Genomic DNA, 25,823 nt, shown 5'->3' on the forward strand with positions numbered 1-25,823 from the left:
CCGCCTAAAGCCAGTATTTTTACCTGCTAATAATTGTTAAGACCCTTCTCTTGCAAAAAGTAGGAAATTCCAAAAAAAAGAAAATAGTGATCTTTGCCTCAGGTAATGGATCGAATGCCGAAAATATAATCAAATACTTTCAGGATAAAGGGACAGCCGAAGTCACGGCTGTATTTTCAAACAACCGGCAGGCAAAAGTTCTTCAAAGAGCTCATAATCGAGGCGTCAAGGCATTACATTTTGACCGTGAAGCTCTTTATGAAACCAATGATATTTTTAATTTGCTAAAGGACATGAAACCAGACCTAATTGTGCTGGCCGGCTTTCTATGGATTTTTCCAAATAAGATTCTGCAGGAATTTCCGGGAAAAGTGATCAATATCCATCCTGCCCTACTTCCCAAATACGGCGGAAAAGGAATGTACGGAATGAACGTTCATGAAGCCATTTTAGAGCAGAAAGAAGTGGAAACGGGAATTAGCATTCATTATGTAAATGATAAGTATGATGAGGGAAAACTTATTTTTCAGAAGACTACTTCCGTAGATCCCCATGACACTGCTGAGTCCATTGCTCAAAAAATCCACGAACTGGAATATGAGCACTTTCCGAAGGTAATCGAGAATCTTTTATTCCCTTCGGAAGATGCATAATGCACAAGTCCATATTTATACAGATGGGGCTGCGCGGGGAAATCCAGGCCCCGGAGGTTATGGAATAGTCATGGAATGGGTGGGGAAACCTTATCGAAAGGAGTTTTCTAAAGGCTTTAAACACACCACCAACAACCGAATGGAACTTCTGGCTGTCATAGAAGCCCTGAAGAAGCTGAAAAATTCCGACACCACCGCTATGGTTTTTACAGATTCCAAATATGTCGCCGATGCTGTGGAAAAAGGCTGGGTTTTTAACTGGGAAAAAAAAGCTTTTAAAGACCGAAAGAATGTTGACCTGTGGATTGAATTTTTAAAGGAATACCGTAAGCATAAAGTCAGGTTCAAATGGATAAAAGGTCATAATGAACATCCACAAAATGAACGTTGTGACCAGCTGGCAGTACGAGCTTCCAAAGGAAATAAGTTGTTAATCGATACAGGATTTGAAGAGGGCTCGAAAAGCCTTTTTTAAGACCTTATAGGTTTTACTGCTTGAAAAACAAAACCGTATATTTGCACCTCATTTTTAAATAATATTATGAACAAATTATTAATAGTGGGTACCGTTGCTTTTGATGCTATCGAAACCCCTTTTGGTAAAACTGATAAGATCCTTGGTGGAGCAGCAACTTATATAGGGCTTTCTGCCGCACAATTCGAGATTGACAGTGCCATTGTCTCTGTTGTAGGAGAAGATTTCCCACAGGAATATCTCGACCTGCTTAGCAACAGGAACATAGATCTATCAGGAATTGAAATAGTCAAAGGCGGTAAAACCTTTTTCTGGAGTGGTAAATATCACAACGACCTTAATTCAAGAGATACTTTAGATACCCAACTTAATGTACTGGCAGATTTCCAACCCGTGGTACCTGACAATTTTAAATCTCCCGATGTTGTTATGCTGGGGAACCTTCACCCGCTGGTGCAACTTAGTGTACTTGAACAGATAGAAAGACCAAAGCTGGTGGTGCTTGATACCATGAACTTTTGGATGGATAACAGTTGGGATGACCTCATGAAAGTGATTGGTAAAGTAGATGCTCTTACCATTAATGACGAGGAAGCACGGCAGCTTACAGATGAATATTCCCTCGTTAAAGCCGCCCGTAAAATTGCCGAAATGGGTCCAAAATATGTAGTGATTAAAAAGGGGGAACATGGAGCACTTCTATTCCATGACGAGCAGATATTTTTCGCGCCTGCCTTACCTATTGAGGAAGTTTTCGATCCCACCGGGGCCGGAGACACTTTTGCCGGTGGTTTTACCGGATATTTAGCCCATACCGGCGATATATCTTTTAAGAACATGAAGAATGCAGTAATTTACGGCTCAAACCTTGCCTCTTTTTGTGTTGAGAAATTCGGAACAGAGAGAATGCAGGATCTAACCAAAGAAGATGTGCATCAACGCCTGGAGGAGTTCAAATCTTTAACACAATTCCAGATAAAACTTACTTAATATTTCTGCCCTGTAATTTCAGGGCTTTTTTTATGACTAAAACCGGGTCAAACAACAATAGTTTATGAGTGATGCTTTAAAACACGAATGCGGAATTGCCCAACTGCGCCTGCTAAAACCTTTGGAATACTACAAAGAGAAGTATGGAACAGCATTCTATGGGGTGAACAAGATGTACCTTATGATGGAAAAGCAGCATAACCGCGGTCAGGACGGAGCCGGTTTTGCGAGCATTAAACTTAATACTCAGCCGGGAGATCGATATATTAGCAGGATTAGAAGTATCGCTGGACAACCCATACAGGATATTTTTGCCCAGATCAATGATCGCATAAATGAGGAGATAAAGCAACATCCGGAATATGCCGATGATGTTGCACTGCAAAAAAAGCACATTCCCTACCTGGGAGAATTATTCCTCGGTCACGTTCGCTACGGCACTTTTGGAAAAAACAGTGTGGAAAGCGTTCATCCTTTTCTGCGGCAGAATAACTGGATGCACAGAAACCTCATAGTTGCCGGAAATTTTAATATGACTAACGTACACCAGCTTTTTAATAATCTGGTGGAATTGGGGCAGCATCCTAAAGAAAAAGCCGATACTGTAACTGTTATGGAGAAAATTGGCCACTTTTTGGATGATGAAGTTCGTAAACTTTATAAAAAATTAAAGAACGAAGGGTACTCCAAGGTCGAAGCTTCCCCCCTAATCGCCGAACAGTTAAAAGTAAGTAAGATCCTTAGAAAATCTGCTAAGAACTGGGATGGGGGTTATGCCATGGCCGGATTGTTGGGTCATGGTGATTCCTTTGTGTTGCGGGATCCTGCAGGTATAAGGCCATGTTATTATTACTGCGATGACGAAATTGTAGTAGTTGCTTCGGAAAGACCTGTCATTCAAACCGTTTTTAATGTTGAATTTGACAAAGTAGTAGAATTACCTCCGGGACATGCCATTATTACCAAAAAAAATGGTGAAGTTCGGATTAAGCAGATCCTCGAACCTTTGGAAAGAAAGGCCTGCTCCTTTGAACGTATATATTTTTCCCGCGGAAGTGACGCCGAGATCTACCGCGAGCGGAAAATGCTTGGAAAGCTTTTAATGCCGGAAGTGCTTAAAGCTATAGATCATGATACCGTAAATACTGTTTTTTCTTTTATTCCTAACACAGCTGAAACCTGTTTCTACGGAATGGTTGAAGCAGCACAGGATGAACTTAACAAGCAAAAGAATGATACTATTCTTGCCGAAAAAGAAACTTTAACCGATGCCCGCCTGCAGGAGATCCTTGCCCACCGGCTAAGAACCGAAAAAATTGCGATCAAAGATGCCAAGCTACGCACCTTCATCACAGAAGACAGCAGCCGGGATGACCTGGTAGCACACGTTTATGACGTGACTTACGGTGTGGTAAAACCCGAGGATACCCTGGTGATCATCGATGACAGTATTGTAAGGGGAACAACCCTGAAAAAGAGTATTCTCAAAATGATGGACAGGACAAATCCCAGGAAGATCGTGGTTGTTTCCTCTGCCCCACAAATACGTTATCCCGACTGTTACGGGATTGATATGGCAAGATTAGAGAATCTTGTGGCTTTTGAAGCAGCTCTTGAATTACTTAAAGAAAGTGACAAGTACCACATAGTGGAAGAGGTGTACGAAAAGTGCAAAAAACAGGTAGATCTTGAAGATAAGGAAGTGAAAAATTTTGTCAAGGAAATTTACGCACCTTTCACAGATGAACAAATTTCAGATAAAATAGCTGAGCTACTAAGTCAGGAAAATATAAAAGCTGAAGTTAAAATTATATTCCAGTCTGTGGAAAACCTTCACAAGGCATGTCCAAAAAACCTGGGGGATTGGTATTTTACAGGGGACTATCCTACTTTTGGAGGAAATAGAGTTGTAAACCGTGCCTTTATTAATTTTTATCAAGGAAGTACTGAAAGAGCCTATTAATATGGCCTTTTTCTTTACTCCTTAAAGACCTTTGTGTAGTTCAACTAGAATACCTGCTGTTCATCTAAAAAGATCTCAAAGACAAAGAATAATATTTACTTTTACAAAGCCATAACATAAGTAGGTTAAGTTCATGGTAGATTTGGGGCAAAAAAGGTGGAGCTATCCACCTTTTTTATTTGGTATAAACTCAGTCTTGGTCTTCCTCCCCGGAATAATCTTCAAAAATGCTCTTTTAGGAAGATAATCAATTAAAGCTTCTATTTATACTTTAATATCCTTACTTCAGGGGGAATCCTGACCTGTCAAAATAGATATTTTTGTTCCTCTTTTTTAAAGCTTCTGTACAGAAAAAGTATCTCTGGTGCCAGGATTAATTAAGAAATTTTGCATAAAAAAAGGCTCTGAAAAATGCTCCCAAAGCCTTTTTAATCAACTACCAACTGTTTCTACATTAAGAAACTTATCATTATACCGGCGGCAACGGCAGAGCCAATCACCCCACTCACGTTTGGCGCCATTGCATGCATGAGTAAGTGGTTTGAAGGATCGCTCTTGATCCCTTCCTGCTGCACTACCCTGGCACTGTCCGGCACCGCAGAAACTCCCGCAGCCCCGATTAATGGATTGATTTTATTTCCAGGACTCATAAAAAGATTCATGATCTTGGCAAAAATGAGTCCACCCGCAGTAGCAATAATGAAAGAAACTGCTCCCAGAGCGAAGATCTTTATTGAGCTTGAGGTAAGGAAAACACTTGCTTGTGTAGAAGCTCCTACGGTTACTCCCAGTAAAATGGTCACTATGTCAATCATCTTGGTTCTCGCTGTATCTGCCAAACGCTCTGTCACTCCACTTTCTTTAAGGATATTTCCAAAGAAGAGCATTCCTAAAAGTGGAATAGCCGATGGAGAAATGAAGGTGGTTATTAATAATCCAATTATTGGGAACAGGATTTTTTCTGTTTTAGATACGGCCCGTGGAGGTTTCATTCTTATAAGCCGCTCTTTCTTGGTGATCAATAATTTCATAATTGGTGGTTGGATCACCGGCACAAGGGCCATATACGAATAAGCCGCAATAGCTATACTCCCTATTAATTGAGGAGCCAGCTTAGCAGAAGCAAAAATCGCCGTTGGTCCATCTGCCCCACCAATTATGGAAATTGCACCTGCTTCGTGAATTTCAAATCCCAGAGCTACAGCCCCAATAAAAGTTCCAAATATCCCTATCTGTGCAGCCGCACCCAGGAGCATTAGCCGCGGATTCGAGATAAGAGATGAAAAATCGGTCATTGCACCAATTCCCAAAAAAATAAGAGGTGGATAAATTCCCTGAGTAACACCAAAGTAAAGGTAATTGAGAACCGACCCTGATTCATAAATGCCTACTCCCGCACCAGGAGAGAAGGGAATGTTTCCCAATAGAATACCAGTACCTATTGGAATGAGCAAGAGAGGTTCATAATGAAGTCGGATAGCCAGAAAAATAAAGATCAAACCTATGGCAATCATTATAAGATTTCCAAAACTTACGTTTGAAAAACCAGTATAATCCCAGAAATGTCTTAGCCCTTCAAACAGACCGCCTGTTTCTTCAGATGTTTCAGAGACTAAATTTTGGGCCATTAAATCACTTCCAAAGATTAAAGGAATCAGGTATAGAATAGCCAGTATACTTAAAACAGTTATTAATTTTTTCACAATCTTATCATTTAGATATTCAGAGAATTGTCCATTGTTCCTATGAAGAACAAAAAATTACTCTATCACAAGAAGAACATCATTTTGAAGTACTGCATCTCCTTCTTTTACATTAATTTCTTTTATTACTCCCGCCTGATCTGCCAGCACATCATTTTCCATTTTCATTGCTTCCAGAATGAGCAGGGAGTCCCCTTTTGCTACCGTATCCCCCACTTTTACTTTCAATTTAAAGATACTACCAGGTAAAGGTGCCTCTACAGGAAAACCGCCTGTAGACTGCTTTTTGGTTATATGACCTTCTCCAGGCTTCCTTACCACGCTTTCTCTAACCAGTTTGGGTGTTTTTACCGGCCTTTTCTTATCCTGGTGGACCTCTACTATATATTCAGTACCATTGACGTGAATGGTAGCGAGTTCATCCTCTATTTCTTTAATGTCTACGGAATATTTATTTCCGTTAATTGTAAAATCAAATTTTTTCATGATAAAAAATTTTACCTGGGATTGTTGTTTACTCCGTAAATTTTAGAACTCCAGGGAGAATAAGTACGGGCAACGCGTTTAATAGTTATTATTCCGCTTTCCTCGTCATGTTGCTCTTTGTAATAAAGAGTAATAGCGAGACCTATAGCTGCACTAACCTCTCCTGAGATATATTTTTCCTGTTTGGTTTCTCCATTCTTCCTGGCAGCGGCTTTTGCCCTTACCTCTTTTATCTTAGAACTTAATCCCAGATTTAAAACCTTGGGCATGCTCTGGAACAGGAACATGAGCAGGAGAAGAGCCAGGAACACTACCATATAACCTACTCCTGTAATGATCCATATCTCGGACCAGTCTATAAAAGACATTGAGTTTTCTTCCATAATGAGTAAATTAAAGCGGGATGTTATTGTGTTTTTTAGGAGGATTGGTCACCTTCTTCGTCTGCAGCGTTTGCAAGCCTCTAATGATCCTAAAACGTGTATTTTTTGGTTCTATCACATCATCAATATATCCATAGGCAGCTGCTTGATATGGATTCGCGAATTTCTGCTGATATTCCTGTTCTTTTTCCAACTTGTATTTCGCTTTCTCTTCGGGGTCTGTGATCTCACTCATAGCTCTTCCTTCCAATACCTCAATGGCTCCTGAAGCACCCATTACCGCAATTTCTGCAGATGGCCAGGCGTAATTAAGATCCCCACGCAGCTGTTTACAGCTCATTACGTCATGGGCCCCTCCATATGATTTCCTTAAGGTAATTGTAATCTTAGGTACGGTTGCCTCTCCATAAGCGAACATTAATTTTGCCCCATGAATAATAATTCCGGCGTACTCCTGTCCACTTCCCGGCAGGAAGCCAGGAACATCGACAAAAGTGAGGATAGGAATATTAAAAGCATCACAGAATCTTACAAACCTGGCAGCTTTTCGGGAAGCATCACTGTCGAGGACTCCCGCAAGGAAATTTGGTTGATTTGCCACAATACCAACAGATTCCCCGTTCATCCTCCCAAAACCTACAATAATATTCTTCGCATAGTTTCTATGTACCTCCAGGAATTCCCCTTCATCTACAATACTGTAGATCACCTCCTGCATATCATAAGGTTGGTTTGGGTTATCGGGAATTATGGTGTTGAGAAAATCATCCCGCCGGTCAATAGGATCATGCGTGCTGAAGATTGGTGCTTCTTCCAGGTTATTCTGTGGAAGGTAGGAGAGCAACTTTCTTATAAGTAATAATCCGTTTTCTTCGCTGGAGACCTTAAAGTGCGATACTCCCGATTTCGAGGCGTGAATATTGGCCCCACCAAGATTTTCAACAGAAATATCTTCCCCGGTCACGGTTTTAACAACCTTAGGTCCTGTAACGAACATATAGCTGTTCTCTTCGGTCATCATTACAAAATCTGTAAGAGCCGGAGAATACACTGCTCCGCCGGCACAGGGCCCAAAAATGGCAGATATCTGCGGAATTACCCCCGAAGCAAGGATGTTGCGTTCAAAGATTTCAGCATATCCTGCCAGGGAAGTCACCCCTTCCTGGATTCGGGCACCACCACTGTCGTTAATACCTATTACAGGGGCTCCCGCTTTCATGGCCATATCCATTACTTTGCATATCTTTTGTGCAAAGGTTTCAGAAAGGGAACCACCAAATACAGTGAAATCCTGGGAAAATACATAGACAACTCTCCCGTCTATTGTACCGTGGCCGGTAACCACCCCATCTCCCAGCACCTTACTGTTTTCCATACCAAAGTTGGTACACCTGTGGGTGACAAACATGTCGAACTCTTCAAAGCTGCCGTCATCTAAAAGGATGTCTATGCGTTCCCTTGCGGTTAATTTCCCTTTCTCATGCTGGGCATCAATCCGTTTTTGCCCACCACCTAAACGGGCTGTTTCCCGTTTTTGGATCAATTCATTTACTTTATCCTGGCTTGTCATATTCTTTCAGATTATTTTTCCGGTTTTTCGCAAAGTTCTGTCAAGACACCAAAAGTGGATTTTGGGTGGAGAAAGGCAATATTTAAACCTTCTGCTCCTTTTCTTGGAGTTTTGTCAATTAATTGTACATCTTTTTGTTCCAGCTCTTTCAACCGGGTTGAGAGATCCTTCACTGCAAAAGCTATATGGTGAACGCCCTGACCTTTCTTTTCTATAAATTTTCCTATTGGGCCATCTGGAGCTGTAGATTCCAACAATTCGATCTTTGTTTGCCCTATTTTGAAAAAGGCCGTTTTAACTTTCTGGTCCCTGACTTCTTCTACAGAGTAACATTTTAATCCAAAGGTTTTTTCATAAAAGGGAATTGCCTCTTCAAGACTTTCAACAGCAATACCTATATGTTCTATGTGCGTTGGTTCCATGATTTATATAGTTTTTAGTTCACTTCAGTTTAGAGCAAAAAAAAATCGCACAAGGCGATTTCTAATTTTTACCGGTAATATTATTTATCCCTTCTCCTTCAGGAAGAGATAAAATGATGTCAAAATCTGTATTCCAGGGTAAAATTGGAGGTAAGGCAATTCTTAAATTTCGGTAAGAAAAGCACAACTTAAACCAGTGGAAAATTTTACTTAAAACACGTATCATTTTGATACATTTAATTGCTCTATAAAGGTAACGAAACTTTAACTTTCCCACTTAATAAAATCAGGGTAAATTTTTATAATTTAACGCAATCGTTGTAGTAATAGCAAGGGCTACCAAAGGGTCCGAATTAAAAATTATACTGTAAAGGTCGGTCAAAACTTTCTCTTAAAGAATGATTAAAATCATGACGATTTTATCTCCATTTCACAAAACTTCTGAGTAAATTTACTGGTGAGATTTTAGCCGGTCCTTTGAAAGAAAAAAAGACTACCGCAAAGGGTATTATTTAATTTCTGGTAGTTTAAAATTAGAAGGCTTTTAAGCGGGGGAAAACACTTTCTCTTCTTTTTTTCACAAATCCACTTTCAAAACAGCCGGGAGATTCTTTTCACTTAAGATTTAGGTTGTGAACTTCTTGTTCCATTTCAGCAGAGATCAAAAGCAGGCTACATTAAAATATAGCCAGGGCCAACTTTTGAAGATATTAAAATTTCAAAAGGAGTTGCTGGACCACTTAAGATTCAATACCACTTTTAATAACAAAGACTTTTTAAAACATCCCATAAGGGATATTTACAAAACAAATTGCGAGACAATCCCGTAATCTCACACGCAGCAATGCAATTACTTTCATTAAAATGAAAACAATGAAGGAACCATTATTTAAAGAATTTCCGGAAGTTTCAACAGAACAATGGAAACAACAAATCGAGCGCGACCTTAAAGGTGCCGATTATGAAGAGAATTTAATTTTCAGGTCCCTGGACGGGATCGATGTCCAACCTCTTTATACTTCCCAAGAAGTAAAAGCAAATATTGAATTACCTCCACCAAAACAGTGGAAGATCTCTGAAAGAATAGTTGTCGAATCTGCTTCACAGGGAAATCAATCTGCAAATCAAGCTCTTGAAAAAGGAGCAGAAAGTCTCTGGTTCATCCTTTCCTCAGAAAACATTGATCCAAATGCCCTTTTTGAAGGGATAGATCTTCAGAAAATTCCTGTCTATATCAAGTTGAAATTTCTTTCTGAAGATTATGTGCAAACACTAAGGGCTGTCTTACCAAATAAATCTTCGGTTTACCTTCAGGTAGATCCAATAGCACATCTAGTCGAAACCGGAAACTGGTTTTTTGACCAAAAAAAGGATATTCAGGTTTTAAAATCTTTAAAGTATGCTTCAGGATTCACCTCTGTTATAAGTGTAGATTCGGCAATTTACCAGAATGCAGGAGCTAACATTCCGCAGCAACTTGCCTTTGCACTAGCGCATCTCAATGAATATTTAAATCTACTGTCTCAAAAAGGGCATATTTCAGAGAAATTTGAGCCACAATTCATAATGGCCGTAGGGAGCAATTATTTCTTTGAAATAGCAAAAATTCGAGCTCTTCGACAGCTTTACGCCAGCCTTGCCGCAGAATACGGTCTTTCCGAAACCTGCTTTATCCTCGCACAGCCTACAAAAAGAGATAAGACCTTATATGATTATAATGTAAATCTTTTACGTACCACAACCCAATGTATGAGTGCTGTTCTTGGAGGCGCAAATGCTGTGAACAATTTGCCGTATGATGAGCTTTTCCATAAGAACAGTGATTTGGGGAATCGTATTGCACGCAACCAACTCCTTGTAATGAAACACGAGGCATATTTTGATAAAATAGCAAATCCTGCAGATGGGGTTTATTATATTGAGAGCCTTACTTCCCAGTTTGCAAGTGCAGCATTTGAGATCTTTCAAAAAATTGAAAAAGAAGGAGGTTACCTTAATATGTTGTTGGAAGGAAAAATTCAAAAAATGATCAACCAGAGTGCAGAGAAAGAACAGGCGCTTTTTGACAAAGGAGAATTGATCCTAATTGGCACTAATAAGTTTGCGAATCCACAGGACCAAATGAAAAATGACCTGGAATTGGATCCTTTTAAAAAGATCACTGCTGAAGAAACTATAATAGAACCTGTTTTTCCTGTTCGACTAAGCGAAAAAGTCGAAAAAGAAAGGTTACAGAAGGAACAGGAAGCACAAACTGAAAGCTAAAACTATGGAACGAAAATCTCTTCAAAATATGACACTTTTGGAGCCTCAAACAGCGAGTGATGTTGCTGTGGCTCCAAATCCAGACAGAGAATTTAAAAACGAGGTTGACGCCAGGAAATTTTATTCTGAAAAAAATCTTGAAAATCTCGAACACCTGAAGTTCTCTGCCGGAATCCCGCCTTTTCTAAGAGGTCCTTACAGCACCATGTACGTGATTAGGCCATGGACCATTCGGCAATACGCCGGATTCTCCACTGCCGAAGAAAGTAACGCCTTTTACCGCCGGAATCTTGCCGCGGGTCAAAAAGGACTTTCTGTTGCCTTTGATCTTCCCACCCACCGCGGATACGACAGTGACCACCCACGAGTAGTGGGAGACGTTGGAAAAGCCGGAGTGGCCATAGATTCTGTGGAAGACATGAAGATCCTCTTCGACCAGATCCCGCTGGACCAGATGTCGGTTTCCATGACCATGAACGGGGCGGTACTTCCCATTCTCGCCTTTTACATCGTGGCTGCCGAAGAACAGGGCGTAAAACCCGAACTACTTTCGGGAACCATTCAAAATGACATTTTAAAGGAGTTTATGGTGAGGAATACCTACATCTATCCTCCTACTCCGTCGATGAAGATCATTTCAGATATTTTTGAGTACACCTCTAAGAATATGCCACGGTTTAACAGCATAAGTATCTCGGGATATCACATGCAGGAGGCCGGTGCGACAAGTGAGATCGAACTCGCCTATACCCTGGCCGACGGACTCGAATATATCCGGAAAGGTCTCGAAGCAGGGATGGATATTGATAGTTTTGCTCCCCGACTTTCCTTCTTCTGGGCCATAGGTATGGATCATTTCACCGAGATCGCAAAAATGAGGGCTGCCAGAATGCTTTGGGCAAAACTGGTTAAGCAGTTCAATCCTAAGAATGAAAAATCCCTTGCCCTGAGAACCCATAGCCAGACCAGCGGCTGGAGTTTAACAGAACAGGATCCTTTTAACAATGTAGCCCGTACCTCCATAGAGGCTGCGGCAGCTGCTTTTGGAGGTACGCAAAGTCTGCACACCAATGCGCTGGATGAGGCTATTGCCCTGCCAACAGATTTTTCGGCAAGAATCGCAAGAAATACGCAGCTGCACCTGCAACAGGAGACCCAGATCACAAAAACTGTTGATCCATGGGCAGGAAGTTATTATGTAGAAGCTCTCACAGATGAAATTGCCCATAAAGCATGGGACCTCATCATGGAAGTGGAAGAGCTGGGCGGCATGACAAAAGCCATTGAAGCAGGAATTCCGAAACTCCGCATAGAAGAGGCTGCAGCCATCAAACAAGCCAGGATCGACAGTTCCCAGGACATCATTGTGGGAGTAAATAAGTACCGCAGAGAAAAAGAAGATCCTATTGTCACCCTGGAGGTAGATAACCAGAATGTGCGCAGGCAACAGGTAGAACGCTTAAAACAGCTTAGGGAAGAGAGAAATAGCGAGGAAGTGAAGCTGGCTCTGCAAAAACTCACCGAAGCAGCAAAATCTGAAAAAGAGAACCTGTTGGCTTTGGCTGTAGATGCTTCCCGCAAGCGTGCTACTCTTGGGGAGATAAGTGATGCCCTGGAAGAAGTTTACGGCAGGTATAAAGCACAAATTAAATCCTTTAGCGGCGTGTATTCAAAAGAGATAAAAGATGACTCTGCCTTTAAAAAGGCAAGGGAAATGGCAAATCAATTTGCCGAACAGGAAGGAAGACGACCAAGGATCATGATAGCCAAAATGGGTCAGGATGGCCATGACCGTGGTGCTAAAGTAGTATCCACAGGCTATGCCGATGTTGGTTTTGATGTGGATATAGGTCCGTTATTCCAAACCCCAGCAGAAGCTGCAAAACAAGCGGTGGAGAATGATGTACATATCCTGGGAGTTTCTTCCCTGGCTGCAGGGCACAAGACCCTGGTGCCACAGGTGATTGAGGAGCTGAAGAAATATGGCCGGGAAGATATAATGGTCATTGTGGGCGGAGTGATCCCTTCACAGGACTACCAGTTCCTGTTCGATGCGGGTGCCGTGGCAGTGTTTGGTCCGGGAACAAAGATCAGCGAGGCAGCAATTAAACTGCTGGAGATCCTTATTGACGAATAGAATCCGGAGGTAAATACGAATTATTAAAATCAATATTATGAGAAATTCTCTAAACATAGTTTCCCCTCAGGAAGCTGTATCTCACGTAAAATCGGGAGAAAGGGTGTTCCTGCAAGGTGCGGCAATGACTCCAAATAAATTAATTGAAACTTTAACCGGGCGCTACAGCGAATTAAAGGATGTAGAGTTCATTCATATTCATACAGAAGGTCCTGCGCCATATACCCAACCCCCGTACAACCAATCTTTCAAAACAAACAGTTGCTTTGTTGCGGGGAATGTGAGACAGGCTGTTAATTCCAGCATTGGAGCTTATATTCCAATATTCCTAAGTGAAATACACCTGTTGTTCAGAAGGAATATTTTACCTCTTGATGTGGCATTCATTCAGGTTTCCCCTCCAGATGAACACGGCTACTGCTCCTTAGGAGTCTCTGTGGATATCACTTTGCCTGCCGTGCAAACCGCAAAGAAAGTAATCGCTCAGGTGAATCCAAAGGTTCCCCGCACCCACGGCGATGGAATTATTCACGTGAGCCAGATTCATGCAGCCATTGAGGTTGATCATCCAATCCATATCCATGACATCCCTCGACCTTCAGAAATTGAACAAAGAGTGGGAGAATATGTTGCCGGGCTGGTAGAAGACGGTGCTACCCTGCAAATGGGAATAGGCGGGATTCCTAATGTAGTGCTTTCCAAACTAACCAATCATAAGCGCCTGGGAATTCATACCGAATTGTTCTCTGATGGCGTGCTTCCCCTGATTGAAAAAGGTATCATTACCGGAGAAGAAAAAAAGATCAAGACCGGAAAAATAGTGACCTGTTTTGCTGCCGGAAGTCAGAAATTATATGATTTCATTGATGATAACCCCGTGGTGCATTTCAAAGAAGCCGCTTATACCAATGATTCGGCTCTTATTCGACAGAACCCAAAGGTTACAGCAATTAACTCGGCGATCGAAATCGACTTAACAGGCCAGGTATGTGCAGATACCATTGGAAAATACCATTTTTCAGGAGTAGGCGGCCAAATGGATTTTATTCGTGGCGCCTCCCTTTCTCAAGGTGGGAAAGCCATTTTTGCTATGCCATCTGTAACGAATAAAGGAATTTCCAAGATCGTTCCCTCTCTTAAAGAAGGTGCCGGAGTTACTACTACCCGTGCCCACGTTCATTATGTAGCTACGGAATTTGGGGTGGTAAATCTCTACGGGAAGAACCTTAAACAGCGGGCAAAAGCACTTATTTCAATCGCTCACCCAGATCACCGGGAAGCTCTTGAGAAGGCTTATTTTGAAATGGCATATTGATCAACTGAAATTAAAATCGATAGGGAATCCATTTTTAGCAACTACTTCAGATGTTTTTGCGGAAGTAGTTGCTCGATTAATCCTAGATTTTTAAACGTAATATTTTACTGAACCATGATTTTTCTGAAAAATTCCATCACCCGAAAAAACCTTATGGCTATTACGGGTCTGTTTTTATCTTTCTTTTTAATAATCCATTTGCTGGGGAATTTACAATTGTTATTGCCGGCGGAAGAAGCCCAACTCCAGTACAACTCCTACAGTCATTTCTTAGGAGGTAATATTCTGGTAAAGCTGGTGGCTTATGTTCTTTACCTTTGTATCATCCTTCACAGCCTGGATGCAATTTATCTTGCTTATAGACGGAAAAAAGCGAATGGTGTTTCCTATTCCTATGACCGCCGTGGCAGGGCAAGTACCTGGTACTCCCGGAATATGACAGCCCTGGGAATCATTATTTTTGTATTCCTGGTAATTCATTTTAAAGATTTCTGGTACCACTATAAATTCGGAGATCTTCCAACAGATGTAAATGGCAACAAAGATCTTTATACACTGGTAGTGGTGGCTTTTGAGCAGTTGTGGTATGTTATATTATATATAATAGCGATTCTGGCCCTGGGATACCATCTTCTACACGGGGTTTTTAGTGCGCACAGGACTATTGGTCTTTACCATCCCATGTACAACAAGGTAATTCGGGTCCTTGGAGTTGTTTTCGCTGTAGCCATTACCATTGGTTATATCATAATTCCCCTCTTTCTATATATTAATTTTCAATCATGAGTAAAACAATTGAAGCACCCATTCCTGAAGGCCCTATAGCCGAAAAATGGAGCAATTATAAAGCAAAAGCAAAGCTGGTAAGTCCTAATAACCGAAAAAGGCTGGAGGTTATTGTAGTGGGAACAGGCCTGGCAGGAGCCTCTGCAGCTGCTTCCCTGGCCGAAATGGGATATAATGTAAAAAGTTTTTGCTTTCAGGATTCTCCCAGAAGGGCACATTCTGTTGCTGCCCAGGGAGGTGTAAATGCAGCTAAAAATTATAAAAACGATGGGGATAGTGCTTACCGAATGTTCTATGACACTCTGAAAGGAGGGGATTTTCGTTCACGGGAAGCTAATACCTATCGCCTGGCAGAATGTTCTGCCAGTTTGATAGATCAGGCCGTAGCCCAGGGTGTTCCCTTCGGAAGAGAATATGGCGGGTATTTACGTAACCGTTCTTTTGGTGGAGTCCAGGTCTCCCGTACTTTTTATGCGAGAGGTCAAACAGGACAACAGCTACTTTTGGGATCCTATCAGGCCTTATTAAGACAAAAGCAGGCAGGAAAAGTAAAGCTTTATGCCCGTCATGAAATGCTTGATGTGGTTATTATTGAAGGAAAGGCCCGGGGAATAATTGCACGTAACCTTGATACCGGTCAAATCGAACGCCATGGGGCTCATACCGTAGTTCTGGCAACAGGAGGATTTGGAAAGATATATTATCTCTCCACCCTGGCTATGGGTTGTAATGCTTCAGCAATTTGGCGTGCTCATAAAAAAGGAGCTTTTATGGCCAATCCCAGCTGGACACAAATTCATCCAACAAGTCTACCTCAAAGCGGGGAACATCAGTCAAAACTCACTTTAATGAGTGAATCCCTGAGGAATGACGGACGAATCTGGGTGCCTAAAGATCAAAATGAAACCCGTGCACCCGGGGATATTCCGGAGGAGGATCGGGATTACTACCTTGAAAGAAAATACCCCTCTTTTGGTAACCTTGCCCCCCGTGATATTTCCTCCCGGGCCGCAAAAGAACAAATAGACCTTGGGAAAGGGGTGGGACCTCTCAAAAATGCCGTTTACCTCGACTTTTCCAGAGCAATTAACGAGTATGGAAAAGATGTCATCGCCGAACGCTATGGCAACCTTTTCACCATGTATAAAAAGATCACCGGGATAGATGCTTACAGGGAGCCAATGAAAATTTCTCCCGCAGCGCACTTTTCCATGGGTGGCCTTTGGGTGGATTATGAACTTATGACCACCGTACCCGGACTGTTCGCAATAGGGGAAGCAAACTTTTCAGATCATGGTGCTAACCGTTTAGGGGCAAATTCCCTGCTACAGGCCTGTGTGGATGGATATTTTATTCTTCCTTACACCCTTCAGAATTATTTGGCAGACCAAATAAGGATTGAAAAGACAGATGTAAATCATCCGGCATTTGAAGAAAGTGAAAGGCAGGTAAAAGATCAAATGCAGGCCTTTCTTAATTGCAAAGGCAAAAAAACAGCTGAAGAATTTCACAAGGAACTGGGAAGAGAACTTTATGATAAATGCGGACTCCTGAGAACCAAAGAAGGTCTGGAAAAAGCGATTGAAAACATAAAAAAATTAAGAGAAGAATATAAAACAAATCTCCTGGTGCCGGGAACAGCCGGAGAGGTCAACAGCGAACTCGAAAAGGCCGGTCGCGTTTCAGATTATATGGAACTGGCAGAGCTAATGTGCCTTGATGCCTTACACCGGGAAGAATCTTGTGGAGCCCATTTTAGAGCCGAATATCAGACGGCAGAGGGTGAAGCAAAAAGAGATGATGAGAATTATTGCTATTCAGCAGCATGGGAATGGACGGGAAATGCGTCTGCTCCAATGTTAAACAGGGAACCGCTGGTTTTTGAAACAGTAAAACCTACGGTGAGAAGTTATAAATAGAAGGTTATGAAGATCAAATTAAAAATATGGCGCCAAAGGGATAGCCGGAGCAAAGGAGAATTTAAAGAATACCACCTCGATGACGTAAGCAAGGATATGTCTTTCCTGGAAATGCTTGACACTCTCAATATAAAACTAATTAAGCAAGGCGACCTGCCGGTGGAATTTGACCATGACTGCAGGGAAGGAATTTGCGGACAATGTGGGGTGATGATCAATGGAATTGCCCACGGACCTTTAAAAAACACCACTACCTGCCAGCTGCACATGAGATCCTTTAATGATGGGGATACTATTCATGTGGAACCTTTTAAAGCTGCTGCTTTTCCTATTGTGCGAGATCTCAAGGTAAATAGATCTGCTTTTGACAATATAATTTCTTCCGGCGGATATGTTTCTGTAGATACGGGTCAGGCTCCCGAAGCCAATTCCATACCGGTTACCTTTGAAGAGGCAGAATCGGCTTTTGATGCTGCGGCTTGTATTGGGTGTGGAGCTTGTGTGGCCAGTTGTAAGAATTCCAGTGCAGCCTTATTCACAAGTGCGAAGATCTCCCACCTCGCACGATTACCCCAGGGGGACAAAGAGACTTCCACCAGGGTTGTGAACATGGTGAATCAAATGGAAGAAGAGGGATTTGGATACTGCACAAATACGGAAGCCTGCCAGGTGGAGTGTCCGGAAAATATTTCGGTATTGAATATCGCTCGTATGAACTACGAATACAATAAAGCTAAAGTTCTGGCAAAGAAGTAAAAACGGAAATACGAAACTGTCAAAATTTTCAGGTTCTGATAAGTGACCGATAGATCCTGAAATATAATCATAATGACTTTTAAAAATTAAGGAGCACCCGAAAAGATGCTCCTTTTTTCATTCCGGCAAATATTCCCTCTGATTCTGAGCTCAAAAAAACCGCCCGGAGATCTCTCTCCGGGCGGTTCCTGTGGTTGGATTTAGTTAGTATCTAGAATTCTGCATCCATGTGATGATGCTCATCAATTAGCGGACCTCCATTGATTATCTGTTCAGATGCCTCTGTAGAGAATTTCTCGAAGTTGAGGTGGAATGAATGGGCTAACTGAATGGATTTTTGAATATAAGCGCCTTTCTGCAGCCATGTATTCAATGGGTTCAGCATTTCTGAAGGCACATTATGACAATATTTAGGCATATGTAGTCCAAAGATCGGATGCATTTCAAAATCAACATTCTCAAGCTCTCCTTTGAGAATAGAAGTGATCATTGCACGGGTGTATTTAAGTTTGATCCTGGATCCTGTTCCGTAAGGACCACCGCTCCATCCGGTATTGATAAGCCACACATTAACACCTGATTCTTTCATTTTTTTGCTTAACATTTCTGCATAAACGGTTGGATGCAGCGGCATAAATGGTGCTCCAAAACAAGCGGAGAATGAAGGTACCGGTTCGTTAATTCCTGCTTCTGTTCCTGCCACTTTTGCGGTATATCCTGAAATGAAGTGATATGCAGCCTGACCTGGGGTTAACTTAGAAACCGGAGGCAGTACTCCAAAGGCGTCACAGGTAAGGAAGAAAATGTTTTTAGGATTTTTAGCGTAAGAAGGAACCTGGATGTCATCAATATGATCAATTGGATAACTTACCCTGGTATTTTGAGTAATGGAGGCATCAAAAAAATCAACTTCTTTTGTACCCTTTTTGAAGATCACGTTTTCCAGTAGGGCTCCGGGTTTTATAGCACGGTAGATATCCGGTTCAGATTCTTCGGTAAGGTTAATTACCTTGGCATAACAACCACCTTCAAAGTTGAAGATCACATCTTCAGCTGTCCAGCCATGCTCGTCATCCCCAATAAGCTTTCTTTCAGGATCTGCAGAAAGTGTAGTTTTTCCGGTTCCTGATAATCCGAAGAAAATAGCTGTATCCCCGTCCTCACCAACATTGGCAGAACAGTGCATAGGCAGTACATTTTTTTCTACGGGTAGAATAAGGTTAAGAGCAGAGAAAATTCCCTTTTTCATCTCCCCTGTATAGGCAGATCCTCCTACCAGTGCAACTTTACGTGTAAAATCCAGGATACTAAAGTTTCCCTGACGCAAACCATATTTTTGGGGTTCTGCTTCAACATATCCGGGAGCACAAACTACCAGCCATTCTTCTTTAAAATCGATAAGCTCTTCCTGTTCAAGGCGAAGGAACATATTCTTAACAAAGAAGGCAGACCATGGGTACTCAGTAATGGTACGCACATTCATACGGTAGTCTTCGTGTGCACAAACATATCCGTCATGTAAATAGACCTCTTTTCCCGAAAGATATTCGGTCACTTTCTCATAAAGGAGACCAAAGTTTTCTGAAGACAATGGTTTATTAATGTTTCCCCACCAAACTTTGTCTTTCGTATAATCATCTTTTACAAGAAACCGGTCTTGTGGCGATCTTCCTGTAAAGGTTCCTGTATTGACACTAAGAGTGCCGTTTTCAGTTTCGGTGCCCATTCCTTTGCGTACAGTGATTTCCTGTAACTCTTCGCCCGAAAGATTCCAGTGTACCTTGCAGTTTTTCAACCCATATTTATTAAGGGTTTCGGTTTGAGGTCTTTCTAATACATTTTTCATGATCTAAGTATTGAGTGGTTATAAATTGTGCCATTTGTTTCGCTGGCGATAATTAAATTTAAACTGAAAGGTAAAAATTTTGGTCACCCGCCTCTGGTTCTTAATCAAGAACCAGTAGAGGAACATTTGAATGCAGGGTAAGCAAGTTTGTAAGTCGGCCTGGAGAAGCCTCACTTCCCGGTAAATGGGTTTTTGGCATTATGGCCAGCATATCCATATCATTCTTTTGAATATAACTAAGAATGCCCAGTTCAATATCTTCACTTTCGTGGAAAGTATGGTGAGAATAGAACATTTCAAGGAAGTAATTCAAAGTAGCCTCATTACTCTCATCGTCCTCATTATATCCCATTGCCATTTCCTTTTGCTGAATGGTCAAAACATGGACCTGAGTCTGATGTTTTCGGGAAACCTCCAAAAGGGTATATAAAGGAGACCTGTCGGCTATCTTTTCATTACCCAGAGAGAGGATGATGGTGTTGAGCCTGAATTTCTTATACTTTTCAGGAATAACAAGTACCGGAAGATCTGCTTCCTGAACAAGATTTGAAGTTGTGGTGGCAATATTCTCTTCTCCGGGTTTTGCTCCCCGGGTTCCCATTATAATGAGATCTATCTTTAGCTCTTTTTGAAGCTGAATGATTGAAGATACCAGCTCCCCACTACGCACTATGGAATGAATTTCCGGAAGAAGAGGCTTTTTGTACTTTTTTATGATCTTCTTAAAATTTTCTTTAATGGCATTGACATCAGAGTTCTCGTTAGAAATATTTAGAAGGAACAAAGTGATAGAAGGATCCTTATCTGCAAAATTTACAGCATACTCCAATGCATTTTTGGATACTTCAGAAAAATCGAAGGGAATTAGGATATTTTTCATGGCTTTAAAATTGCGGAAAATGCTGTACATATTCCTGATTTATATCACCTTAAAGATACCTCTAGTAAAAACTGTTAATCATGACAAATATCATTTGTAGAATGAAAGAAATCAACATTTTAGCTCCGAAAACGTTTGCAGTTTTTGCTTTAATCCTACTGCAGAAAAAGAGGTGCCAAAAATGCTATTTTTGACAGGTAAGTATAAAGAGAAATTTCTTTTCGGGATTCTTAATTCCGAAGTTCTAATCCTTCCATTCTTTTAACTGAAGGTTTTTCCCGTCGTAAACCCCATAAGTGTAGAAATTGATCCAGTCCCCCAAGTTCATGTAAGTAGAATTCTCCTGAAGTTGAATATCCAGCGGAAGATGCCGGTGTCCAAAAATAAAATAATCGTAGTGCTGAGTCTCCAGCTTCCGCCGGCAGTATTGAATTAGCCATTCCTTTTCCTCCCCCAAAAACTGAACGTCTTCTTCCCCTGAGATAGCTTTATTTTTTACAGAAAAATATTGTGCCAGTGGCATTCCAATATCGGGATGCAACCAGCGGTAAAGCCATTTGGCCAACGGATTGGTAAAGACCTTTTTCATCCTTTTAAAACCCTTGTCTCCCGGACCGAGCCCGTCCCCGTGACCGATAAGGAATTTTTTTTCATTAAAGATGAACTCCTTTGGCTTCCGAAAAACGGGAATATTTAACTCCTTTTCAAAATAGTCGTCCATCCAAAGATCATGATTTCCCACGAAGAAGTAAATGGGAATACTACGGTCCCTTAATTGCGCCAGTTTTCCTAAAACCCGAACGTAACCTTTTGGCACCACATGTTTATATTCAAACCAAAAGTCAAAAAGATCCCCCAGTAAAAAAATTGCAGCAGCGTCTTGGCTAACATGATCAAGCCAGGCAACGAACTTCTCCTCCCGGGGCCTGCTTTCTTCGGCAGTAGGCGCACCAAGATGGTTATCGCTTGAAAAGTAGATCTTTTTACCCTCGGGTATATGCATGCTAAGGATTTGCGGGTAAAGATAGTTTTTAAATTTCCGAAGTTAAAATCTTCAGAAAAAATGGCATCCTACCGTGCGCTCCTTGGGGATTTTATGAAATAAAGGTATCTTTAAAAGAAACAGTTAAAAATGGATAAATTGATTTCGGGAATTCATCATGTCACTGCCCTGGCCGGAGAGCCACAGGCAAATCTGGATTTTTATACAGGCATTCTTGGCCTACGAATGGTTAAGAAAACAGTGAATTTTGATGCCCCCGATGTTTACCACTTCTATTATGGCGATGAGGACGGAAACCCGGGATCAATTATGACCTTTTTCCCATATGAAGGCATACAAAAAGGCCGTCACGGAAAAGGCATGCTAAACATTACTACATTCTCGGTGCCGACTAATTCCCTGCTGTACTGGGAGGAGCGTTTAAAAAAATACCAGATTAACTATAAACCCGCGCAGGATCGGTTCGACGGAGAGGCTGTGATCTATTTTGAGGATCCCGATGGATTGGGACTGGAACTGGTTTTCAATGACCGCGACAATAGGCCCGGATGGACCTATGGGAATATCCCGCTGGAGCACTCCATTCGCGGTTTTTACAGCGTTGAGATATGGCAGGAAGGTTACGAGCGAACTGCTGGTTTGCTTACAGAAGGTCTTGATCATAAACTAATCGCCGAAAAAGGTAACCGCTTTCGCTTTGCGGCAACAGATGCTCCCGGAAATTATTTAGATATTGTGTGCAGGCCCGATGCTTTGAGAGGATTGGGAGGTGGCGGTACAGTCCACCACCTGGCATTTTCAACAGCAAATAAAAAAAGTCAGTTAGCAGTGCGGGAAAAGCTCGCCAATTCAGGGTATAATCCAACCCCCGTGCTGGACCGGCAATACTTTGAATCTATCTACTTCAGGGAACCCGGCGGAGTTTTGTTTGAAGTAGCTACTGCCGAGCCAGGTTTTGCCATTGATGAATCCCGGGAAAAGCTGGGGGAAGAGCTAAAACTTCCGCCGCAGTATGAATCAAGACGGGATCTCATCGAAAAAGCAATAAAACCTGTAAAGCTTAACCCTTCAAAATTTGAATAATGTTACACAAGAAAGATTTTAAATACAATGGTACTCCTATTGATCAAGCTAAAAAGGCACTCATTATGGTGCATGGCCGCGGTGGGTTTGCCGAAGATATACTGGCAGTAGCCGATCATCTCAAACTTGAAGACTTTGCATTGGTAGCTCCACAAGCGTATAACAACAGCTGGTATCCCCTCTCCTTTATGGCGGCGGAACAGCAGAATCAACCCTGGCTCGACTCGGCCATAGAGATGCTGCAGTTGTTGGAAACCGAACTTAATCAAAAAGGAATTGCCTCTAAGGATATTTATTTCTTTGGCTTTTCACAGGGAGCCTGCCTCACCCTTGAATATGTAAGCCGAAATGCAAAGAGATACGGCGGAGTCATTTCCATAATTGGGGGACTCATTGGAAAAAATATTAATACTGGAAACTACATCACAAATTTTGAAGGTACGCCTGTTTATTTGGGTACCAGCGATCCCGATGCACACGTTCCAGCAGATCGTGTACAGCAAACAGCGGAGATTCTTAAAAACAAAAATGCACAGGTAGAGTTAGACATTCACAAAGACGCCGGCCATGTTATCCTCCCGGAGGAATTGGGCCGCGCCAATAATTTTATTTTTGGATATTCAGGTGAGCCCAATAAGAAACCTTAAAGGTTATCTGAAGCATACCACTCGGCATAGGAAGTTTCAGTTTCCTGAAGCTTAAGGTTAAAGAGTTGAATGTGCCCGGGAAGTCGTGACTTTATTCTTTCTGCAAAATCCTGGATCATATTTTCACTGGTGGGTTGATAATCAACAAGAATTACGCTGTGCCCCCTTTTTTGAAGTTCCTCTGCCAGCTCAACGTGGGGCGTATTCTTATTAAAAACCGTCGCATGATCGAACTTATCCACGATCTCCTGTTTCACGATCTTCTTTAGATCTCCAAAATCAATGACCATCCCCAGTTTCACGTGATCCTCATCTTCAATAGGTTCTCCAATCACCGTTACAGCCAACTTATAGCTGTGTCCATGCACATTTTTACATTTCCCGTCATAGCCAAAAAGGGCGTGACCGGTTTCAAAGGAAAATTGCTTGGTTATACGGATTAATGCCATAGAATAAAGGTTTGGTGCAAAGATAGGAGTTTTTCCCGCCGCTTATTTTAACTTTTACTTCCGGAATTTTATAAGACTTAGCTTTTTAATGATGCAGAAATTTGGCATTTTCAGGATACATTTACAGCCTTATAAGAGATGCCAGTGGAGATAATTGAAAACCCGGTTTATGAAAAGATCATTTCAGATCTTTTGGATCAGCAATATTCTATTGTAGAAGACTTCTTTAGTCTTTCTGAAGTGGAAGAGCTTCGGAATTCCCTTCTTTCCAAATATGAAGAGGACAACTTCAAAAAAGCAGCGATTGGAAACCGAACGAATGAAGTAATAGCCAAATCTATACGGGGGGATTTCATCTTATGGCTTAATGAAGCTGAAGCTGCACAGGCAGAAAAAGCTTTCTTTCAGAAAATCAATGACTTCGTCCAGTATCTCAATCGTACCTGTTTTATGGGAATAATACATAAGGAATTTCATTATGCTCTATATCCCGAAGGCACTTTTTATCAGCGTCATCTCGACACTTTTCAAAATGACGACAGGCGAAAATTGTCAATGGTTTGCTATTTAAATGACCAGGATTGGCAGCCCGAGAATGGAGGGGAATTGGTGATCTATACTAATGAAAATGGCGTGGAGAAATCAAAAAGCATTTATCCTTTTCCAGGGAGAATGGTAATTTTTGAAAGCCAGGTTCTGGAGCATGAAGTAAAGCCGGTAAAAACTGAAAGATTAAGTATTACAGGCTGGTTAAAGACACGTTAGACTACTTCCTGAATTTTTTAAATAAAACTACAACAATCAACAAAATTGCTATAAGCAGCCAAAAACCATAGCCACTTAAAAACCTGAGAAGATCAAAGGTCTCTTCGTTCACGGGTAAGTTCTCCTGCATTAGCGTTCATTTCTTTTTCGCCTGGCATAACGGGCATAGAAGAAAATTGCCAGAACAATAATAATCCCAACAAGATAAACCCAATTATCCTCCAGAAAATCTACAGGTGAAAATCCATAACCTTCCCTCTCGCTTGCCGGCCTGTCTTGTGGTAAATGTTCTTGTTGAATATTCATATAGTTATTTATTAAGTGCTCAAAAGGGCATTTTTAACCCCAGTTATTTCTCTTTCTGCTTCTAAAGAAGATAAGATAGAGTATAGCAGCCAAAAGTACTACGGCAACACTCACAATTGTCCAGAAGTTGGATCCTACGAAATATCCAAGATTGTAAGCTATTTCCCCTGCCTTGCTTTTGCCAACCTCCTGTGCAGCAAGTATTAAATTTAGGTGCATATTATTTATTTTTAATTTTTGATAATGCTTTACGGGTGAAATCGGAAAGCACTAATTCCCCTGATATCGCTGCACGTTCCTGAAGAAGACTATCCCAATTCTCTGTTCCCTCCCAAAGTGCTTTTTTCATCTCATTTAAAGCTGAAGGATTATAAGACGCCAGTTTTTCAGCAAAAAAGTTTAACTCTTTATCCATTTCAGAAATGGTATCAAAAACGCGGGCAAACAACCCTTTTTCCTGCGCCCAATATGCATTTTTCCATTCATGTGCTGCAAGAGTTAATTCGGCTAAGGCTCCTACTCCAATTTTACGTCTCACAGCCGGGGCGATCACAAAAGGACCTATCCCAATGCTGAGTTCAGATAATTTTATGGCTGCCTGTTCGGTAGCAAAACAATAGTCACATGCTGCCGCCAATCCAACGCCTCCTCCAACTGTTTTTCCATGGATACGGCCAATAATAAGTTTTTTGCAACTCCGCATGGCATTGATCACATTAGCAAACCCCGAAAAGAAAACTTCACCTTGCTGCATATTCTCTACTGCAAGCAGTTCATCAAAAGAAGCACCTGCGCAAAAGGCTTTTTCTCCTTCAGATTTTAAGATGATCACTTTTACTTCTTTGTCTTTAGAAAGACTTTGCAGTTCCTTTTCCAAACGTTCCAGAAGGACCGAAGGAAATGAATTACTCGCAGAATGTCCAAATTCAAGAGTAGCTATTCCGTTAACAACATTAGTATAGAGACTTCCGTTTTCTCGCGTGGTGGTCATTTTTAAATCTGTTTATGTAAAGTTACATTT

Annotated in this window: 25 protein-coding genes; 13 read left to right on the plus strand and 12 right to left on the minus strand. The window is 41.5% G+C overall.

Annotation, left to right across the window (positions count from 1 at the left end):
• Positions 1-86 precede the first annotated feature (86 nt).
• From purN to H148_RS0100790, 4 genes are all read left to right on the plus strand, one after another.
• Positions 87-653 carry a phosphoribosylglycinamide formyltransferase gene (gene purN, locus H148_RS0100775; protein ID WP_245583367.1) on the plus strand — a complete coding sequence of 189 codons (567 nt, stop codon included), beginning with the start codon at positions 87-89 and terminating at the stop codon, positions 651-653.
• Positions 646-1,128 carry a ribonuclease HI gene (rnhA, locus tag H148_RS0100780; RefSeq protein ID WP_029033087.1) on the plus strand — a complete coding sequence of 161 codons (483 nt, stop codon included), beginning with the start codon at positions 646-648 and terminating at the stop codon, positions 1,126-1,128. Before purN ends, rnhA begins: the two co-directional genes overlap by 8 nt.
• A 66-nt stretch (positions 1,129-1,194) precedes the next feature.
• Positions 1,195-2,118 (plus strand): PfkB family carbohydrate kinase, encoded by a 924-nt coding sequence (locus tag H148_RS0100785; RefSeq protein WP_029033088.1) that lies wholly within the window; start codon positions 1,195-1,197, stop codon positions 2,116-2,118.
• Between the two features lie 64 nt (positions 2,119-2,182).
• Entirely contained in the window at positions 2,183-4,081 is a 1,899-nt protein-coding gene (locus H148_RS0100790) for an amidophosphoribosyltransferase (RefSeq protein ID WP_029033089.1), read from the plus strand.
• A 449-nt stretch (positions 4,082-4,530) separates the two neighbouring features.
• Here H148_RS0100790 and H148_RS0100795 read toward each other — a convergent pair whose 3' ends face one another.
• The 5 genes from H148_RS0100795 to mce are packed head-to-tail and all read right to left on the minus strand — an operon-like array spanning position 4,531 to position 8,645.
• Positions 4,531-5,784, minus strand: coding sequence for a sodium ion-translocating decarboxylase subunit beta (locus tag H148_RS0100795; RefSeq protein ID WP_037324453.1), 1,254 nt, complete (start codon positions 5,782-5,784; stop codon positions 4,531-4,533).
• Between the two features lie 57 nt (positions 5,785-5,841).
• Positions 5,842-6,270, minus strand: a complete 429-nt coding sequence (locus H148_RS0100800; RefSeq protein WP_029033091.1) for a biotin/lipoyl-containing protein — start codon at positions 6,268-6,270, stop codon at positions 5,842-5,844.
• Between the two features lie 11 nt (positions 6,271-6,281).
• A complete protein-coding gene (locus tag H148_RS0100805) occupies positions 6,282-6,653 on the minus strand; it encodes an OadG family transporter subunit (RefSeq protein WP_037324454.1) in 372 nt (123 codons plus the stop codon).
• A gap of 10 nt (positions 6,654-6,663) precedes the next feature.
• On the minus strand, positions 6,664-8,223 hold the full coding sequence (locus H148_RS0100810; RefSeq protein ID WP_029033093.1) for an acyl-CoA carboxylase subunit beta: 1,560 nt from the start codon (positions 8,221-8,223) through the stop codon (positions 6,664-6,666).
• An 11-nt stretch (positions 8,224-8,234) separates the two neighbouring features.
• Entirely contained in the window at positions 8,235-8,645 is a 411-nt protein-coding gene (mce, locus tag H148_RS0100815; protein WP_029033094.1) for a methylmalonyl-CoA epimerase, read from the minus strand.
• Positions 8,646-9,518: 873 nt separating this feature from the next.
• On the opposite strand from mce, the gene H148_RS0100825 reads away from it, so the two are divergent.
• The 6 genes from H148_RS0100825 (at position 9,519) to H148_RS0100850 (ending at position 17,823) form a co-directional block, all read left to right on the plus strand.
• The gene (locus H148_RS0100825) at positions 9,519-10,910 is read left to right on the plus strand and encodes a methylmalonyl-CoA mutase subunit beta (RefSeq protein ID WP_029033095.1); all 1,392 of its coding nucleotides are present in this window, start codon (positions 9,519-9,521) and stop codon (positions 10,908-10,910) included.
• Between the two features lie 4 nt (positions 10,911-10,914).
• Positions 10,915-13,047 (plus strand): methylmalonyl-CoA mutase, encoded by a 2,133-nt coding sequence (gene scpA, locus H148_RS0100830; RefSeq protein WP_029033096.1) that lies wholly within the window; start codon positions 10,915-10,917, stop codon positions 13,045-13,047.
• A 37-nt stretch (positions 13,048-13,084) separates the two neighbouring features.
• Positions 13,085-14,362 carry an acetyl-CoA hydrolase/transferase family protein gene (locus H148_RS0100835; protein WP_037324455.1) on the plus strand — a complete coding sequence of 426 codons (1,278 nt, stop codon included), beginning with the start codon at positions 13,085-13,087 and terminating at the stop codon, positions 14,360-14,362.
• 114 nt (positions 14,363-14,476) lie between these two features.
• Positions 14,477-15,148 (plus strand): succinate dehydrogenase cytochrome b subunit, encoded by a 672-nt coding sequence (locus tag H148_RS0100840; protein WP_211222965.1) that lies wholly within the window; start codon positions 14,477-14,479, stop codon positions 15,146-15,148.
• Positions 15,145-17,067 (plus strand): fumarate reductase/succinate dehydrogenase flavoprotein subunit, encoded by a 1,923-nt coding sequence (locus tag H148_RS0100845; protein WP_029033099.1) that lies wholly within the window; start codon positions 15,145-15,147, stop codon positions 17,065-17,067. The genes H148_RS0100840 and H148_RS0100845 overlap by 4 nt, the downstream gene beginning before the upstream one ends.
• A 6-nt stretch (positions 17,068-17,073) precedes the next feature.
• Complete coding sequence (locus H148_RS0100850; RefSeq protein ID WP_029033100.1) at positions 17,074-17,823, plus strand: succinate dehydrogenase/fumarate reductase iron-sulfur subunit; 750 nt, start codon at positions 17,074-17,076, stop codon at positions 17,821-17,823.
• A gap of 211 nt (positions 17,824-18,034) precedes the next feature.
• Here H148_RS0100850 and pckA read toward each other — a convergent pair whose 3' ends face one another.
• From pckA to H148_RS0100865, 3 genes are all read right to left on the minus strand, one after another.
• Entirely contained in the window at positions 18,035-19,669 is a 1,635-nt protein-coding gene (gene pckA / locus H148_RS0100855; RefSeq protein ID WP_029033101.1) for a phosphoenolpyruvate carboxykinase (ATP), read from the minus strand.
• 100 nt (positions 19,670-19,769) lie between these two features.
• The gene (locus H148_RS0100860) at positions 19,770-20,549 is read right to left on the minus strand and encodes a universal stress protein (RefSeq protein WP_211222966.1); all 780 of its coding nucleotides are present in this window, start codon (positions 20,547-20,549) and stop codon (positions 19,770-19,772) included.
• A 244-nt stretch (positions 20,550-20,793) separates the two neighbouring features.
• Positions 20,794-21,552: a UDP-2,3-diacylglucosamine diphosphatase gene (locus H148_RS0100865; RefSeq protein WP_029033103.1), complete on the minus strand. Its 759-nt coding sequence runs from the start codon at positions 21,550-21,552 to the stop codon at positions 20,794-20,796.
• 129 nt (positions 21,553-21,681) lie between these two features.
• Between H148_RS0100865 and H148_RS0100875 the strand changes: the two genes are divergently transcribed.
• Both H148_RS0100875 and H148_RS0100880 read left to right on the plus strand, forming a co-directional pair.
• On the plus strand, positions 21,682-22,635 hold the full coding sequence (locus H148_RS0100875) for a ring-cleaving dioxygenase (protein ID WP_029033104.1): 954 nt from the start codon (positions 21,682-21,684) through the stop codon (positions 22,633-22,635).
• Positions 22,635-23,282, plus strand: a complete 648-nt coding sequence (locus H148_RS0100880) for an alpha/beta hydrolase (protein WP_029033105.1) — start codon at positions 22,635-22,637, stop codon at positions 23,280-23,282. Before H148_RS0100875 ends, H148_RS0100880 begins: the two co-directional genes overlap by 1 nt.
• Here the strand turns inward: H148_RS0100880 and queD are convergent.
• Positions 23,279-23,731 carry a 6-carboxytetrahydropterin synthase QueD gene (queD, locus tag H148_RS0100885; RefSeq protein WP_029033106.1) on the minus strand — a complete coding sequence of 151 codons (453 nt, stop codon included), beginning with the start codon at positions 23,729-23,731 and terminating at the stop codon, positions 23,279-23,281. The two genes, H148_RS0100880 and queD, sit on opposite strands and share 4 nt — an antisense overlap.
• Before the next feature lie 138 nt (positions 23,732-23,869).
• Here queD and H148_RS0100890 point away from each other — a divergent pair, with 138 nt between their 5' ends.
• Entirely contained in the window at positions 23,870-24,496 is a 627-nt protein-coding gene (locus H148_RS0100890) for a 2OG-Fe(II) oxygenase (protein ID WP_029033107.1), read from the plus strand.
• 129 nt (positions 24,497-24,625) lie between these two features.
• Here H148_RS0100890 and H148_RS18555 read toward each other — a convergent pair whose 3' ends face one another.
• Genes H148_RS18555 through H148_RS0100905 form a run of 3 tightly spaced genes read right to left on the minus strand, consistent with a single transcriptional unit; the run spans position 24,626 to position 25,793 of the window.
• Complete coding sequence (locus H148_RS18555) at positions 24,626-24,802, minus strand: hypothetical protein (protein WP_156877176.1); 177 nt, start codon at positions 24,800-24,802, stop codon at positions 24,626-24,628.
• A 33-nt stretch (positions 24,803-24,835) separates the two neighbouring features.
• Positions 24,836-25,021, minus strand: coding sequence for a hypothetical protein (locus H148_RS0100900; protein ID WP_029033108.1), 186 nt, complete (start codon positions 25,019-25,021; stop codon positions 24,836-24,838).
• 1 nt (position 25,022) lies between these two features.
• On the minus strand, positions 25,023-25,793 hold the full coding sequence (locus tag H148_RS0100905; RefSeq protein ID WP_029033109.1) for an enoyl-CoA hydratase/isomerase family protein: 771 nt from the start codon (positions 25,791-25,793) through the stop codon (positions 25,023-25,025).
• Positions 25,794-25,823 lie beyond the last annotated feature (30 nt).

Origin of the sequence: Salinimicrobium terrae DSM 17865 (genome assembly GCF_000424665.1) — a bacterium.
GTDB lineage: Bacteria > Bacteroidota > Bacteroidia > Flavobacteriales > Flavobacteriaceae > Salinimicrobium > Salinimicrobium terrae.

Bases quoted from the DNA above. Each gene is read 5' to 3' on its own strand.
- rnhA (WP_029033087.1), top strand. From the start codon at position 646: ATGCATAATGCACAAGTCCATATTTATACAGATGGGGCTGCGCGGGGA.
- H148_RS0100785 (WP_029033088.1), top strand. From the start codon at position 1,195: ATGAACAAATTATTAATAGTGGGTACCGTTGCTTTTGATGCTATCGAA.
- H148_RS0100790 (WP_029033089.1), top strand. From the start codon at position 2,183: ATGAGTGATGCTTTAAAACACGAATGCGGAATTGCCCAACTGCGCCTG.
- H148_RS0100800 (WP_029033091.1), bottom strand. From the start codon at position 6,270: ATGAAAAAATTTGATTTTACAATTAACGGAAATAAATATTCCGTAGAC.
- H148_RS0100805 (WP_037324454.1), bottom strand. From the start codon at position 6,653: ATGGAAGAAAACTCAATGTCTTTTATAGACTGGTCCGAGATATGGATC.
- H148_RS0100810 (WP_029033093.1), bottom strand. From the start codon at position 8,223: ATGACAAGCCAGGATAAAGTAAATGAATTGATCCAAAAACGGGAAACA.
- mce (WP_029033094.1), bottom strand. From the start codon at position 8,645: ATGGAACCAACGCACATAGAACATATAGGTATTGCTGTTGAAAGTCTT.
- H148_RS0100825 (WP_029033095.1), top strand. From the start codon at position 9,519: ATGAAGGAACCATTATTTAAAGAATTTCCGGAAGTTTCAACAGAACAA.
- scpA (WP_029033096.1), top strand. From the start codon at position 10,915: ATGGAACGAAAATCTCTTCAAAATATGACACTTTTGGAGCCTCAAACA.
- H148_RS0100835 (WP_037324455.1), top strand. From the start codon at position 13,085: ATGAGAAATTCTCTAAACATAGTTTCCCCTCAGGAAGCTGTATCTCAC.
- H148_RS0100840 (WP_211222965.1), top strand. From the start codon at position 14,477: ATGATTTTTCTGAAAAATTCCATCACCCGAAAAAACCTTATGGCTATT.
- H148_RS0100845 (WP_029033099.1), top strand. From the start codon at position 15,145: ATGAGTAAAACAATTGAAGCACCCATTCCTGAAGGCCCTATAGCCGAA.
- H148_RS0100850 (WP_029033100.1), top strand. From the start codon at position 17,074: ATGAAGATCAAATTAAAAATATGGCGCCAAAGGGATAGCCGGAGCAAA.
- pckA (WP_029033101.1), bottom strand. From the start codon at position 19,669: ATGAAAAATGTATTAGAAAGACCTCAAACCGAAACCCTTAATAAATAT.
- H148_RS0100860 (WP_211222966.1), bottom strand. From the start codon at position 20,549: ATGAAAAATATCCTAATTCCCTTCGATTTTTCTGAAGTATCCAAAAAT.
- H148_RS0100865 (WP_029033103.1), bottom strand. From the start codon at position 21,552: ATGCATATACCCGAGGGTAAAAAGATCTACTTTTCAAGCGATAACCAT.
- H148_RS0100875 (WP_029033104.1), top strand. From the start codon at position 21,682: ATGGATAAATTGATTTCGGGAATTCATCATGTCACTGCCCTGGCCGGA.
- H148_RS0100880 (WP_029033105.1), top strand. From the start codon at position 22,635: ATGTTACACAAGAAAGATTTTAAATACAATGGTACTCCTATTGATCAA.
- queD (WP_029033106.1), bottom strand. From the start codon at position 23,731: ATGGCATTAATCCGTATAACCAAGCAATTTTCCTTTGAAACCGGTCAC.
- H148_RS0100890 (WP_029033107.1), top strand. From the start codon at position 23,870: ATGCCAGTGGAGATAATTGAAAACCCGGTTTATGAAAAGATCATTTCA.
- H148_RS18555 (WP_156877176.1), bottom strand. From the start codon at position 24,802: ATGAATATTCAACAAGAACATTTACCACAAGACAGGCCGGCAAGCGAG.
- H148_RS0100900 (WP_029033108.1), bottom strand. From the start codon at position 25,021: ATGCACCTAAATTTAATACTTGCTGCACAGGAGGTTGGCAAAAGCAAG.
- H148_RS0100905 (WP_029033109.1), bottom strand. From the start codon at position 25,793: ATGACCACCACGCGAGAAAACGGAAGTCTCTATACTAATGTTGTTAAC.